Source organism: Variovorax pasteuri (assembly GCF_051216435.1).
Lineage (GTDB): Bacteria > Pseudomonadota > Gammaproteobacteria > Burkholderiales > Burkholderiaceae_C > Variovorax.
Genome location: NZ_JBPJZS010000002.1, coordinates 687,868 through 701,193 on the forward strand (window position 1 = coordinate 687,868; position 13,326 = coordinate 701,193).

13 protein-coding genes and 1 tRNA gene are annotated in these 13,326 nt (G+C 64.3%); all 14 read right to left on the minus strand.

Going from position 1 to position 13,326, the window contains the following annotated elements; genetic code table 11:
- Positions 1–5: 5 nt before the first annotated feature.
- The 14 genes from nuoH to rpsO all read right to left on the minus strand — a co-directional run bounded on the left by nuoH (position 6) and on the right by rpsO (position 13,283).
- Entirely contained in the window at positions 6–1,082 is a 1,077-nt protein-coding gene (gene nuoH, locus ACSFBM_RS10335) for an NADH-quinone oxidoreductase subunit NuoH (RefSeq protein WP_435484254.1), read from the minus strand.
- Complete coding sequence (gene nuoG / locus ACSFBM_RS10340) at positions 1,079–3,250, minus strand: NADH-quinone oxidoreductase subunit NuoG (RefSeq protein WP_435484255.1); 2,172 nt, start codon at positions 3,248–3,250, stop codon at positions 1,079–1,081. The genes nuoH and nuoG overlap by 4 nt, the downstream gene beginning before the upstream one ends.
- A gap of 17 nt (positions 3,251–3,267) precedes the next feature.
- Complete coding sequence (gene nuoF, locus ACSFBM_RS10345; protein ID WP_435436610.1) at positions 3,268–4,608, minus strand: NADH-quinone oxidoreductase subunit NuoF; 1,341 nt, start codon at positions 4,606–4,608, stop codon at positions 3,268–3,270.
- A complete protein-coding gene (locus ACSFBM_RS10350; RefSeq protein ID WP_435436609.1) occupies positions 4,608–5,165 on the minus strand; it encodes an NADH-quinone oxidoreductase subunit NuoE family protein in 558 nt (185 codons plus the stop codon). Before ACSFBM_RS10350 ends, nuoF begins: the two co-directional genes overlap by 1 nt.
- Positions 5,166–5,175: 10 nt before the next feature.
- Positions 5,176–6,429, minus strand: coding sequence for an NADH-quinone oxidoreductase subunit D (locus tag ACSFBM_RS10355; RefSeq protein WP_435484256.1), 1,254 nt, complete (start codon positions 6,427–6,429; stop codon positions 5,176–5,178).
- 1 nt (position 6,430) lies between these two features.
- A complete protein-coding gene (locus tag ACSFBM_RS10360; RefSeq protein WP_435484257.1) occupies positions 6,431–7,042 on the minus strand; it encodes an NADH-quinone oxidoreductase subunit C in 612 nt (203 codons plus the stop codon).
- A 13-nt stretch (positions 7,043–7,055) separates the two neighbouring features.
- Positions 7,056–7,535, minus strand: a complete 480-nt coding sequence (locus tag ACSFBM_RS10365) for a NuoB/complex I 20 kDa subunit family protein (RefSeq protein WP_007837763.1) — start codon at positions 7,533–7,535, stop codon at positions 7,056–7,058.
- A 12-nt stretch (positions 7,536–7,547) separates the two neighbouring features.
- Positions 7,548–7,907, minus strand: coding sequence for an NADH-quinone oxidoreductase subunit A (locus ACSFBM_RS10370; protein WP_012748607.1), 360 nt, complete (start codon positions 7,905–7,907; stop codon positions 7,548–7,550).
- 66 nt (positions 7,908–7,973) lie between these two features.
- Positions 7,974–8,058, minus strand: a tRNA-Leu gene (locus ACSFBM_RS10375).
- A 119-nt stretch (positions 8,059–8,177) separates the two neighbouring features.
- Positions 8,178–8,579: a preprotein translocase subunit SecG gene (gene secG / locus ACSFBM_RS10380; RefSeq protein ID WP_435484258.1), complete on the minus strand. Its 402-nt coding sequence runs from the start codon at positions 8,577–8,579 to the stop codon at positions 8,178–8,180.
- Between the two features lie 35 nt (positions 8,580–8,614).
- On the minus strand, positions 8,615–9,379 hold the full coding sequence (gene tpiA / locus ACSFBM_RS10385) for a triose-phosphate isomerase (protein WP_435484259.1): 765 nt from the start codon (positions 9,377–9,379) through the stop codon (positions 8,615–8,617).
- A 13-nt stretch (positions 9,380–9,392) separates the two neighbouring features.
- Complete coding sequence (locus tag ACSFBM_RS10390; protein WP_435484260.1) at positions 9,393–10,391, minus strand: NAD(P)H-quinone oxidoreductase; 999 nt, start codon at positions 10,389–10,391, stop codon at positions 9,393–9,395.
- Positions 10,392–10,480: 89 nt separating this feature from the next.
- The gene (gene pnp / locus ACSFBM_RS10395; RefSeq protein WP_435484261.1) at positions 10,481–12,811 is read right to left on the minus strand and encodes a polyribonucleotide nucleotidyltransferase; all 2,331 of its coding nucleotides are present in this window, start codon (positions 12,809–12,811) and stop codon (positions 10,481–10,483) included.
- Between the two features lie 205 nt (positions 12,812–13,016).
- Positions 13,017–13,283, minus strand: coding sequence for a 30S ribosomal protein S15 (gene rpsO, locus ACSFBM_RS10400; protein WP_093128570.1), 267 nt, complete (start codon positions 13,281–13,283; stop codon positions 13,017–13,019).
- Between the last annotated feature and the right edge of the window lie 43 nt (positions 13,284–13,326).

The window sequence follows — 13,326 nt, forward strand, 5'->3', positions numbered from 1 at the left end:
TCCTGTTATTTCCAGATGTTGAACGGCGTCTGCATCCAGCCACCGACCACGACCAGCCACACGAGGGTGACGGGAATGAAGATCTTCCAGCCCAACCGCATGATCTGGTCATAGCGGAAGCGCGGGAATGTCGAGCGGACCCACAGGAACATGGTGACCACGCAGAAGGTCTTGGCGCCCAGCCAGATCCAGCCCGGGATGAAGCTCAGGAAGTCGAACGGCGGCAGCCATCCGCCCAGGAAGAGCACCACGGTGAGGATCGAGACGAGCCACATGTTGGCGTACTCGGCCAGGAAGAACATCGCGAAGCTCATGCCCGAGTACTCGATCATGTGGCCGGCCACAATTTCGGATTCGCCTTCCACCACGTCGAACGGGTGACGGTTGGTTTCGGCGAGGCCCGAGATGAAGTAGACGACGAAGATCGGCAGCAGAGGCAGCCAGTTCCACGACAGGAAGCCCACGCCCAGGTTGGCGAACATGCCCTTGCCCTGAACGTTCACGATCTCGCTCATGTTCAGGCTGCCGGTGACCATCAGCACCACGACGAAGCAGAAGCCCATCGCGATTTCGTAGCTCACCATCTGTGCCGAGGCGCGCAGCGCGCCCAGGAAGGCGTACTTCGAGTTCGAGGCCCAGCCGGCGATGATCACGCCGTACACCTCGAGCGAGGTGATGGCCATCACGAACAGCAGGCCGGCATTGATGTTGGCCAGCGCCACATCGGGGCCGAAGGGAATCACCGCCCATGCGGCGAGCGCCGGCATGATGGTCATCACCGGGCCCAGCAGGAACAGGCCCTTGTTGGCGACCGTCGGAAGAATGATTTCCTTGGTCATCAGCTTGAGCGCGTCGGCGATCGGCTGCAGCAGGCCCAGCGGGCCGGTGCGGTTCGGGCCGATGCGGATCTGCGTGAAACCGATGGCCTTGCGTTCCCACAGCGTGAGGTAGGCCACGGCCAGCATCAGCGGGATCACGACCACGATGATCTTGATCAGCGTCCAGATCACGGGCCAGACCACCACGGTCCACCAGCCTGCGGCGACCAGGCCCTGGCCGAAGCCATGAATAGCGTCGATCATGCCAATGCCTCCTCGGCACGGGCCGACACGTTCGATCCGGCCGATGCATTGCGTGCGTCGGCGGTCAGTTGCAGCGACGGTGCGCGGCGCACGATCGAGTCGAGCTGGTAGATGCTCGCGACCACGGGCGCAGCAGCTGCGCCGTTGGAAGCGACCGCATCGGCGGACGTGGCGTTGCTCAGGGCATTCGCCGGCAGCGCGCCGCTGTCACCGATGGTGGCGAGCACGTCGGCAGTCGATTCGAACGCGAAGCCAGGCAGGCCGAGCAGGTTGGCCAGCACGCGCAGCACCTTCCACGCCGGACGCGTTTCGCCTTGCGGCTTCACGACGGCATGGAAACCTTGCAGGCGGCCTTCGGCGTTGACGAAGGTGCCGGGGGTTTCGCTGAACGGGGCGATCGGGAGCAACACGTCACTGAATGCGAGGTTGGCCTTGAAGGGGCTGAGCGTGACGACCATTTGCGCATTGCCGATGACATCGGCTGCGGCGGCGCCTGCGGCCGAGTCGAACACCGGCTCGGTGTTCAGCAGCATCACGGCCTTCAGGCCGGAGCCCGCGGCGAGCATGCGGCCGGCATCGAGGCCGCCGTTCTTCGGGAACGCGCCGACAAGCTGCGCGCCCACGGTGTTGGCCGCTTCGGTCAGGTAGCCGACGGTGGCGCCGGTTTGCGCGCCGATCCAGTTCGCCAGGGCCAGCAGGCTGCTGGCCTGGGCGTGGTGCGCGGCGGCGTTGCCGAGCAGCACGGCCTTGCGTTCGCCGTTCAGCAGCGACGCTGCGATGGCCTTGGCGGCATCGTCGGGTGCGTTGGTCGGCGCCAGCGGCGCGGTCGCGCCATTGGTTGCGCCGATGGCGGCGGCCACGGCGGCCAGCGCTTCGACCCACTGGTCGGCGTCGACGATCGACGACTGCGCCACGTCGATGGCCCAGGCGTCGCGGTCGGCCATCAGGCTGGCCGAGGTGATCACCGACAGCGCGGCGCCCTTGCGCACGGCCTGGCGGATGCGCTGCGCGAACAGCGGGTGTTCCTTGCGCAGGTTGGAACCGACGACCAGCGCGCGCTGCACTTGCGTGAGCGAGGCGATCGAGGTGCCGAGCCAGCGCACGCCTTCGAACGCCGTGAATTCGGCGTTGCGCAGGCGGTAGTCGATGTTGTCGCTGCCGAGTTCCCGCGTGAGCATGGCGGCGAGATGCAGCTCTTCGAGCGTGCTGTGCGGGCTGACGAGCGTACCGATGCTTTGCGCGCCGTGGTCGGCCTTGATCTGGCGCAGGCCGTTGGCGACGTACTCGAGCGCCGTCTGCCAGTCGACCTGCTGCCATTGGCCGCCCTGCTTCAGCATGGGTTGCGTCAGGCGTTCCGGGCCGTTGAGCGCTTCGTACGAGAAGCGGTCGCGGTCGGCGATCCAGCATTCGTTGACGTCTTCGTTCTCGAGCGGCACCACGCGCATCACGCGGTTGTTCTTGACCTGGACGATCAGGTTGGCGCCGGTGGAATCATGCGGGCTCACCGACTTGCGGCGCGACAGTTCCCAGGTGCGGGCGCTGTAGCGGAACGGCTTGCTCGTGAGCGCGCCGACCGGGCAGATGTCGATCATGTTGCCCGAGAGTTCGGAGTCGACCGAGTCGCCCACGAAGGTCTCGATTTCGGAGTGCTCGCCGCGCTGGGTCATGCCGAGCTCCATCACGCCGGCCACTTCCTGGCCGAAGCGGACGCAGCGCGTGCAATGGATGCAGCGGCTCATTTCTTCCATGCTGATCAGCGGGCCCACGTCCTTGTGGAACACGACGCGCTTTTCTTCTTCGTAGCGCGAAGAAGAGCCGCCGTAGCCCACGGCCAGGTCCTGCAGCTGGCATTCGCCGCCCTGGTCGCAGATCGGGCAATCCAGCGGATGGTTGATCAGGAGGAACTCCATGACCGACTGCTGCGCCTTGATGGCCTTTTCGCTCTTGGTGCGAACGATCATGCCCTGCGTGACGGGCGTGGCGCAGGCCGGCATCGGCTTGGGCGCCTTTTCCACGTCCACGAGGCACATGCGGCAATTCGCCGCAATGCTCAGTTTCTTGTGATAGCAGAAGTGCGGGATGTACGTGCCTGCCTTGTCGGCCGCATGCATGATCATGCTGCCTTCGGTCACGTCGACCTTCTTGCCGTCGAGTTCGATTTCAACCATATGTGTGCTTCTCGCGCTCAGGCCTGGACCGGCGCTTTGGGAACGTAGCCCGGGATCAGGGCTTCGAACTCATGACGGAAATGCTTGATCATGGCGCGCACCGGCATGGCCGCCGCGTCGCCGAGCGCGCAGATCGTGCGGCCCTGGATGTTGTCTGCCACCGAATTGAGCAGGTCCATGTCGGTCGCCCTGCCCTGCCCGTTGTGGATGCGGTCCACCACGCGGTAGAGCCAGCCCGTGCCTTCGCGGCACGGCGTGCACTGGCCGCAGGACTCGTGCATGTAGAAGTACGACAGGCGCTTGAGCGACTCGACCATCGAGCGGCTGTCGTCCATGACGATCACCGCGCCCGAGCCCAGCATGGAGCCGGCCTTGGCGATGGAGTCGTAGTCCATGGTGCAGGCCATCATGAGGTCGGCCGGCAGCACCGGCGACGACGATCCACCGGGGATCACGGCCTTCAGCGTGCGGCCCTTGCGAACGCCGCCGCACAGCTCGAGCAGCTTGGAGAACGGCGTGCCCATGGGCACTTCGTAGTTGCCGGGCAACTCGACGTCGCCGCTCACCGAGTAGATCTTGGTGCCGCCATTGTTCGGCTTGCCGCACTCGAGGTAGGCCGGACCGCCGTTGCGGATGATCCAGGGCACCGCCGCGAAGGTCTCGGTGTTGTTGATGGTCGTCGGCTTGCCGTACAGGCCGAAGCTGGCCGGGAACGGCGGCTTGAAGCGCGGCTGGCCCTTCTTGCCTTCGAGCGACTCGAGCAGCGCGGTTTCCTCGCCGCAGATGTAGGCGCCGAAGCCGTGGGCGGCGTGCAACTGGAAGTTGTACGTGCTGCCCATGATCTTGTCGCCGAGGTAGCCGGCGGCGCGCGCTTCTTCGAGGGCTTCCTCGAAACGGTCGTAGCTCTGGAAGATCTCGCCGTGGATGTAGTTGTAGCCCACGCTGATGCCCATCGCATACGCGGCGATGGCCATGCCTTCGATCACGATGTGCGGGTTGAACTGCAGGATGTCGCGGTCCTTGCACGTGCCCGGCTCGCCTTCGTCGGAATTGCAGACGAGGTACTTCTGGCCCGGGAACTGGCGGGGCATGAAGCTCCACTTCAGGCCGGTCGGGAAACCTGCGCCGCCGCGTCCGCGCAGGCCCGAGGCCTTCACTTCGGCGATCACCTGGTCGGGCGTGAGGCCCTCGGTCAGGATCTTGCGCAGCGCCTGGTAGCCGCCGCGCGCTTCGTAGTCGGCCAGGCGCCAGTTGGTACCGTCGAGGCCCGCGTAGATCTGCGGTTCGATGTGGCGGTCATGGAAACAGGTCTGGACGCCCGTTGCCTGGAACTGCTGGAGTACTTGTTCGGGCGACATCAGGAAGCCTCCCCTTTGGTGGCGGGCGCGGCACCGCGCAGGCCTTCGATGAGCTGGTCGAGCTTCTCGTTGCTCATGAAGCTGCACATGGTGCGATCGTTGACCAGCATGACGGGCGAATCGGCGCAAGCGCCCAGGCACTCGCTCTGCTGCAGCGTGAACAGGCCGTCGGCCGTGGTCTCGCCCATCTTGATGCCGAGCTTCTTCTCGAGGTGCACGAGGGCGGTGACGCCGTCGCGCAGCTGGCAAGGCAGGTTGGTGCACACGTTGAGCTTGAACTTGCCCACCGGGTGCTGGTTGTACATGTTGTAGAAGGTCGTCACTTCATGCACGGCGATGGGCGCCATGCCGAGGTAATCGGCAATTTCGCGCTCGCGCTGCAGGCTGACATAGCCTTCGTCCTGCTGGACGATGGCAAGGCAGGCCATCACGGCGGATTGCTTGCCTGCTTCGGGGTACTTGGCCACCTCGCGCGCAAACCGCTCGAGGATTGCAGGCTGCAGAGGGGAAGAAGGCGCCGAGGGCGCCGTGTCATGGTGGGTCGAGGAAGTCGTCATGCGCTCTTTCTCACCTGTCGATCTCGCCGAACACGATGTCCATCGTGCCGATCACCGCGACAGCGTCGGCGATCATGTGACCGCGCGACATTTCGTCGAGGGCGGCGAGGTGCGGGAAGCCAGGGGCGCGGATCTTCAGGCGGTACGGCTTGTTGGCGCCGTCGCTCACCAGATAGATGCCGAACTCGCCCTTCGGATGCTCGACGGCGGCATACGCCTCGCCTTCGGGCACGTGGAAGCCTTCGGTGAAGAGCTTGAAATGGTGGATCAGCTCCTCCATGTTCGCCTTCATCGATTCGCGCGCAGGCGCGGCAACCTTGTGGTTATCGGTAATGACCGGACCGGGATTCACGCGCAGCCATGCCGAGCACTGCTGGATGATCTTGTTGGCCTGGCGCATCTCTTCGACGCGAACCAGGTAGCGGTCGTAGCAATCACCGGTCTTGCCGACGGGCACGTCGAACTGCATCTGGTCGTAGACGTCGTAGGGCTGCTTCTTGCGCAGGTCCCATTCGATGCCCGAACCACGCAGCATGGGGCCGGTGAAGCCGAGGTTCAGCGCGCGCTCCGGCGTGACCACGCCAATGCCCACGGTGCGCTGCTTCCAGATGCGGTTGTCGGTGAGCAGCGTCTCGTACTCGTCGACCATCTTCGGGAAACGCTTGCTGAAGTCGTCGATGAAGTCGAGCAACGAACCCTGGCGGTTTTCGTTGAGACGCTCGATCGCCTTCGCGTTCTTGATCTTGCTGACCTTGTACTGCGGCATGGCATCCGGCAGGTCGCGGTAGACGCCGCCCGGACGGAAGTACGCCGCATGCATGCGCGCGCCGGACACGGCCTCGTACATGTCGAACAGATCTTCACGCTCGCGGAAGCAGTAGATGAGCATGTTCATCGCACCGCAGTCCAGACCGTGCGCGCCGAGCCACAGCAGATGGTTCAGCAGGCGGGTGATCTCGGCGAACATCACACGGATGTACTGCGCGCGGATCGGCACCTCGAGGCCCATCATCTTCTCGATGGCAAGGCAGTACGCGTGCTCGTTGGACATCATCGACACGTAGTCGAGACGGTCCATGTACGGCAGCGACTGGATGAAGGTGCGCGACTCGGCAAGTTTCTCGGTCGCGCGGTGCAACAGGCCGATGTGGGGATCGGCGCGCTGGATCACTTCGCCGTCCAGCTCCAGCACCAGGCGCAACACGCCGTGGGCCGCCGGATGCTGCGGACCGAAGTTGAGTGTGTAATTCTTGATTTCGGCCATATCAGTGCAAACCGCCGCCGTAGTTGTCTTCGCGGATCACGCGCGGGGTGATTTCGCGCGGCTCGATCGATACCGGCTGGTAGACCACGCGCTTTTGTTCTTCGTCGTAACGCATCTCGACGTGACCCGACACCGGGAAGTCCTTGCGGAACGGGTGGCCGATGAAACCGTAGTCCGTGAGGATGCGGCGCAGGTCGTCGTGGCCGTCGAACACGATGCCGTAGAGGTCGAAGGCTTCGCGCTCGAACCAGGTGCACGCGCTCCACACCGGCTGCAGCGAATCGACCATGGGAAGGTCTTCGCTGGGCGCGAACACCTTCAGGCGCACGCGCTGGTTGAGGCTCACGGACAGCAGGTGCGAAACCACGCAGAAGCGCTCGCCCTGCCACTCGCCTTCACGGTAGTCGGAATAGTCCATGCCGCAGAGGTCGACCAGCTGCTCGAATCGGCAGCCGGGCGCATCGCGCAGCAGCGTGGCGGCTTCGAGGTAGTCAGCCGCACTCACCACCACGGTCACCTCGCCCAGCGCGAGCGTCACGCTCCTGGCCTTGGCGCCAAGCGTCTCGGCGATGGTGGCGCGCAGCACCTCCGGCGAAATTGCAAAATCAGTCATCGTCGGCAATCTCTCAGGCGCGTGCAATGGTGTTGGTGCGGCGAATCTTCTGCTGCAACTGGATCACGCCGTAAAGCAAGGCTTCGGCGGTGGGCGGACAACCCGGCACGTAGACGTCGACGGGCACGATGCGGTCGCAGCCGCGCACGACCGAATAGCTGTAGTGGTAGTAGCCACCGCCGTTCGCGCACGAACCCATCGACAGCACCCAGCGCGGCTCGGGCATCTGGTCGTAGACCTTGCGCAGCGCTGGCGCCATCTTGTTGCACAGCGTGCCGGCCACGATCATCAGATCGGACTGGCGCGGGCTGGGACGGAACAACATGCCGAAACGGTCGATGTCGTAACGGGCTGCGCCCGCGTGCATCATTTCCACCGCACAGCATGCGAGGCCGAATGTCATCGGCCAGAGAGATCCGGTCTTCGCCCAGTTCACGACCGAGTCGTAGGTCGTGGTGACGAAGCCTTCTTTGAGAACGCCTTCAATGGCCATGGTGTAGCTTCCTTATTCCCAGTCGAGCGCGCCTTTTTTCCACTCGTAGGCGAAGCCCACGACGAGGATGGCGAGAAAGATCATCATGGCCCAGAAGCCGACGGCACCGATCTCCTTGAGCGCAATGGCCCACGGAAAGAGAAAGGCAATTTCGAGATCGAACAGGATGAAGAGAATCGCGACGAGGTAGTAACGCACGTCGAACTTCATGCGCGCGTCCTCGAAGGCTTCAAAGCCGCACTCGTAGGGAGCGTTCTTCGCGGCGTCAGGCCGGTTGGGCCCGAGAATGTATCCGATGACCTGGGGTGCGACGCCTACGCCGACTCCGACCAGAATGAACAAAAGGACGGGGAGGTAGGAGTCGAGATTCATCGAGGTTTTTCACCGCTTGCCACCGGCAAGGAGAACCCCTGGATGAGGTTTTCTGCCGATGAGATTTGGTGCGGTCGGCGAGACTCGAACTCGCACAGCTTTCGCCACTACCCCCTCAAGATAGCGTGTCTACCAATTTCACCACGACCGCGGTTTTTACTGTTCGGATGGCATGAGGTACCTGAAACAGGCATTTGGCTTTCCGAACAGATTTAGAGTTTACCCTGAAAAGAAGCCTTTTCTCACAGGTGACTCATGAAAACGACTTGATTACTTGCCTGGGATCTGGCCCGCGCCCGAAACCGGGGCAGCAGGTGCCGAAGCAGGCGCGCTGGGAGCCCCTGCACCAGGGATTTCGTTCGCCGCACCGGAGGCCGGCGCAGCAGGTGCGCCGATGGCCGCGCGCTCGAGCAGACTGCCGCCGCTCGCAGGCCGCGCGTGGCTGAAGTAGGCCAGCAACAGCGTGCATGCAAAGAAGACAGCGGCAAGCACTGCGGTGGTGCGCGACAGGAAGTTCGCACTGCCGCTGGCACCGAAGAGGCTGCCGGCACTGCCGCTGCCGAAGGCAGCACCCATGTCGGCACCCTTGCCGTGCTGGATCAGGATCAGGCCGATCATCACGAGGGCGGACAGCATCTGCACGCCGACGAGAAGGTTGAGGACCACGTTCATTCGTTCTTACTCCTAAGTGATACAGCCGTTGCGCTTCAGCGCGCAGCGGCGGAAATGATCTGCAGAAAGTCGGGGGCCTTGAGCGACGCGCCGCCGATGAGGCCGCCGTCGATGTCGGCCTGCGCCAGCAACTCCGCGGCGTTGGCCGCGTTCATGCTGCCGCCATAAAGAATCTGGATGCCCGCCGCATGCTCGCTGGCTGCGTGATGCAACTGCGCACGCAGCACTGCATGCACCGCCTGCGCCTGCGCCGGCGAGGCCGTCTTGCCCGTGCCGATGGCCCAGACGGGCTCGTACGCGACGACGATCTCGCTGATGCAATGGCCGTTCACATGGATCACCGCGGCCAGCTGGCGCTTGACGACCTCTTCGGTCTGCCCTGCTTCGCGCTGCGCCAGCGTTTCACCCACGCAGACGATCGGCGTGATGCCGCTCGCCAGCGCAGCGGCAGCCTTGGCCGCCACCGCGTCGTCGGTTTCGCCATGGTACTGACGACGCTCGGAATGACCGACGATCGCATAGCGCACGCCGAAATCCTTCAGCATCGCAGCCGACTGCTCGCCCGTGAACGCACCTTGCGGATGCGCCGAGATGTCCTGCGCACCCAGCGCCAGCGCCGGCGAACCCGCCAGCAGCGACTGCAGTTGCGCGAAGTACGGCGCGGGCGCGCACAGCGCGACATCGCAGGCCGCAGGGATTTGGGCCAGGCCTTGCTGCAAGGCCTTCACCAGCGCCTCGTTGGCGGCCAGGCCGCCATTCATCTTCCAGTTGCCGGCGATCAGCTTCTTCTTGGTTGTCATCGCGTTTTGTTCTTCACCATGTCAGCACGATCTTGCCGATGTGCTGGTTCGATTCCATCAGCGTGTGAGCCTGGGCAGCGCCGCTCGGTTCACCCACTGCCGCAAAGGTGCTGTGGATCACGGGTTTGATCGCACCGCTTTCGAGCAGCGGCCACACCTTCTCGCGCAGCGCCTTGGCAATGGCACCCTTGAACGCCACGGGCCGCGGACGCAGCGTCGAGCCGGTGATCGTGAGACGCCTGCGCAGCACGAGGCCGGCATTGATCTCGCTCTTCACGCCGCCCTGCACCGCGATGATCACGAGCCGGCCGTCTTCGGCCAGGCACTCGATCTCGCGCGCCACGTAGTCGCCGGCGACCATGTCGAGCACCACGTCCACACCCTTGCCGCCCGTGAGCTTCTTCGCCTCTTCGACGAAGTCGCTGGTGCGGTAGTTGATGGCATGGTCGGCGCCCAGCTTCTTGCAGGCTTCGCACTTGTCGTCGCTGCCGGCCGTGACGATGACGGTGGCACCGAGCGCCTTGGCCACCTGGATTGCCGTGACGCCGATGCCGCTGGAGCCGCCCTGGATCAGCAGCGTCTCGCCCTTTTGCAAGCGGCCGCGTTCGAACACATTGCTCCAGACGGTGAAGAAGGTCTCGGGCAGCGACGCCGCATCGGCATCGCTCCAGCCCTTGGGCACCGGCAGGCATTGCGCCACAGGCGCCACGCACAGCTCGGCATAGCCGCCGCCCGCGACGAGCGCGCAGACGTGATCGCCGATCCTGAAGCCCGCCTCGGCCAGCGCCGCAGCGTCGCCCGACACGATCTCGCCGGCCACCTCAAGGCCCGGCAGGTCCGACGCACCGGGCGGCACGGGGTAGTGCCCCATGCGCTGCAGCACGTCCGGACGATTGACGCCACTTGCCGCAACGCGGATCAGCAGCTCGCCCGCGCCGGCCACCGGGTCGGGACGCTCCGCGACGCGCAGCACCTCAGGGGCGCCGTACGAAGTGATTTCAATGGCTCTCATGGTCTTTCGGCCTCCAACGCCCGCAGATGGGGCGAAGCTTGCTGTTCAAAAGATAGCAGCGGCGGCGTGGCGCCGCCGCTGCGCCCTTCTTACTCCTGAGGCTCGCGCGGGGCCTGTTGCTGCTCGCCGGCCGGGGCCTGCGGCTGCTCGTTGCGCGGCTGCTGTTGCTGGTCGTTGAAGCGCGGTGCGCGCTCGCCACGATCACCACCACGGTCGCCGCCGCGATCGCCACGGTCCGAACGCTCACGGCGCTCACCGCCACGGTCGCCGCGATCGCCACGGTCTTCGCGCGGCGGGCGCTCGCTGTATTCCATGCCGGCCGGACGCTCGGTCAGCGCCTTCATGGACAGCTTGACGCGGCCCTTTTCGTCCGTTTCGAGAACCTTGACCTTGACGATCTGGCCTTCGCTCAGATAGTCGGTCACCTTCTCGACGCGTTCGTGCGCGATCTGGCTGATGTGCAACAGGCCGTCCTTGCCGGGCAGCAGGTTGATGAGGGCGCCGAAGTCCAGGATCTTGGTGACCGGGCCTTCGTAGACCTTGCCGATTTCGACTTCGGCCGTGATCTGCTCGATGCGCTTCCTGGCCAGCTCGGCCTTTTCGGGATCGGTCGACGCAATGGTGATGAGGCCCGGATCTTCGTCGGAAATGTTGATCGTCGTGCCGGTCTCTTCCTGCAGACCGCGGATGACCGCGCCGCCCTTGCCGATCACGTCGCGGATCTTCTCGGGGTTGATGCGCATCGTGGTCAGGCGCGGTGCGAAGCTGGAGACTTCGGCCTTGGCCTCGCCCATGGCTTCCTGCATCTTGCCCAGGATGTGCATGCGCGCTTCCTTGGCTTGCGCCAACGCGACCTGCATGATTTCCTTGGTGATGCCCTGGATCTTGATGTCCATCTGCAGCGCGGTGATGCCGTTGGTGGTGCCGGCAACCTTGAAGTCCATGTCGCCCAGGTGATCTTCATCGCCCAGGATGTCGGTCAGCACGGCAAAGCGGTTGTCTTCCTTGATCAGGCCCATGGCGATGCCCGCCACGTGCGCCTTCATGGGCACGCCTGCGTCCATCATCGACAGGCAGCCGCCGCAGACCGAAGCCATCGACGAGGAGCCGTTCGACTCGGTGATTTCCGAGACCACGCGCACGGTGTACGGGAACTCTTCCTTGGTCGGCAGCACGGCGACGAGCGCGCGCTTGGCCAGGCGGCCGTGGCCGATTTCGCGGCGCTTGGTCGAGCCCATGCGGCCCACTTCGCCGGTGGCGAAGGGAGGCATGTTGTAGTGGAACAGGAAGCGGTCTTCGTACTCGCCGGCCAGCGCGTCGATGCGCTGTGCGTCGCGCTCGGTGCCCAGGGTGGTGATGACCAGCGCTTGCGTTTCACCGCGCGTGAACAGGGCCGAACCGTGGGTACGGGGCAGCACGGAGTTGCGGATCTCGATGGGGCGCACGGTGCGCGTGTCGCGACCGTCGATGCGGGGCTCGCCCGACAGGATCTGGCTGCGCACGATCTTCGATTCGATGGAGAACAGCAGGTCGTTGACCTTGCCCGAATCGAAGGGCTCGCCGCTTTCCTTCAGCGCGCTCATGACGCTGGCGTTGGCTTCGCGCAGGGCTTGGGTGCGAGCTTGCTTGCTGCGGATCTGGTACACGGCGCGCAGCTTTTCTTCGGCCAGGCCCTTGACCTTGGCGACGAAGGCTTCGTCTTCGGCAGGCGCCTGCCAGTCCCACACCGGCTTGCCGGCGTCGCGCACGAGGTCATGGATCGCGTTGATGGCGATGCCTGCCTGTTCGTGGCCGAACACCACGCCGCCCAGCATGATTTCTTCGCTGAGTTGCTGGGCTTCGGACTCGACCATCAGCACGGCGGCTTGCGTGCCGGCGACGACGAGGTCCATCTGCGAATCCTTGCGGGCCGTTTGACCCGGATTCAGCACGTACTGGCCGTTGATGTAGCCCACGCGGGCCGCACCGATCGGGCCGCTGAACGGAATGCCGGAAATCGACAGCGCAGCGCTCACGCCGATCATGGCGGCGATGTCGGCGTCGACTTCGGGGTTGAGCGACACGGTGTGGATGACCACGTGCACTTCGTTCAGGAAGCCTTCGGGGAACAGCGGGCGGATCGGACGGTCGATCAGGCGGCTGGTCAGCGTTTCGTGTTCGCTGGGCTTGGCTTCGCGCTTGAAGAAGCTGCCGGGAATCTTGCCCGCGGCGTAGGTCTTCTCGATGTAGTCGACGGTGAGCGGGAAGAAATCCTGACCCGGCTTGGCCGACTTGGAGGCGACCACGGTCGCCAGGATCACGGTGCCGTCGATGTCGACGAGCACGGCGCCATTGGCCTGACGGGCGACTTCGCCCGTTTCCATGACGACGGTCTTGTCGCCCCATTGGAACGACTTGGTGACTTTGTTGAAGAGGCTCATGTTTGCTCCTGTTTTGATAGCAGACCGTACAGGATCTGCAAGGGCCGGAGGCTTCTCAGAACACGATGCCATTCCAGTGAAGATCGATCGAACTTCATTGGAATGACACAGCTTCGCTCTGTTTGGGCGCTCCGAAAAGTGGATCGCGAAGTAAAAAACGCCTGAGCTAGCGGACTAACCCAGGCGTTTTTTCATGCGATTCGGTTTACTTGCGCAGACCCAGCTTGGCGATCAGCGCGGTGTAACGTTCAGCGTTCTTCGACTTGAGGTAGTCGAGGAGCTTGCGGCGGCGGCTCACCATGCGCAGCAGACCGCGACGGCCGTGGTGGTCCTTGGCGTGGGTCTTGAAGTGGGGGGTGAGCTCGTTGATGCGGGCGGTCAGCAGTGCGACTTGCACTTCTGGGCTGCCCGTGTCGTTGGCGGCGCGGGCGTTGTCTTTGACGACTTCGGCCTTGATGGAGGCTGCGATCATGATGATTTCCTTGTTCCGGGATGTTTGACTTGCGGTGAGCGCT

Excerpts from the sequence above, each read along its gene's own strand:
- nuoH (WP_435484254.1), bottom strand. The coding sequence starts at position 1,082 with ATGATCGACGCTATTCATGGCTTCGGCCAGGGCCTGGTCGCCGCAGGC.
- nuoG (WP_435484255.1), bottom strand. The coding sequence starts at position 3,250 with ATGGTTGAAATCGAACTCGACGGCAAGAAGGTCGACGTGACCGAAGGC.
- nuoF (WP_435436610.1), bottom strand. The coding sequence starts at position 4,608 with ATGTCGCCCGAACAAGTACTCCAGCAGTTCCAGGCAACGGGCGTCCAG.
- ACSFBM_RS10350 (WP_435436609.1), bottom strand. The coding sequence starts at position 5,165 with ATGACGACTTCCTCGACCCACCATGACACGGCGCCCTCGGCGCCTTCT.
- ACSFBM_RS10355 (WP_435484256.1), bottom strand. The coding sequence starts at position 6,429 with ATGGCCGAAATCAAGAATTACACACTCAACTTCGGTCCGCAGCATCCG.
- ACSFBM_RS10360 (WP_435484257.1), bottom strand. The coding sequence starts at position 7,042 with ATGACTGATTTTGCAATTTCGCCGGAGGTGCTGCGCGCCACCATCGCC.
- ACSFBM_RS10365 (WP_007837763.1), bottom strand. The coding sequence starts at position 7,535 with ATGGCCATTGAAGGCGTTCTCAAAGAAGGCTTCGTCACCACGACCTAC.
- ACSFBM_RS10370 (WP_012748607.1), bottom strand. The coding sequence starts at position 7,907 with ATGAATCTCGACTCCTACCTCCCCGTCCTTTTGTTCATTCTGGTCGGA.
- secG (WP_435484258.1), bottom strand. The coding sequence starts at position 8,579 with ATGAACGTGGTCCTCAACCTTCTCGTCGGCGTGCAGATGCTGTCCGCC.
- tpiA (WP_435484259.1), bottom strand. The coding sequence starts at position 9,379 with ATGACAACCAAGAAGAAGCTGATCGCCGGCAACTGGAAGATGAATGGC.
- ACSFBM_RS10390 (WP_435484260.1), bottom strand. The coding sequence starts at position 10,391 with ATGAGAGCCATTGAAATCACTTCGTACGGCGCCCCTGAGGTGCTGCGC.
- pnp (WP_435484261.1), bottom strand. The coding sequence starts at position 12,811 with ATGAGCCTCTTCAACAAAGTCACCAAGTCGTTCCAATGGGGCGACAAG.
- rpsO (WP_093128570.1), bottom strand. The coding sequence starts at position 13,283 with ATGATCGCAGCCTCCATCAAGGCCGAAGTCGTCAAAGACAACGCCCGC.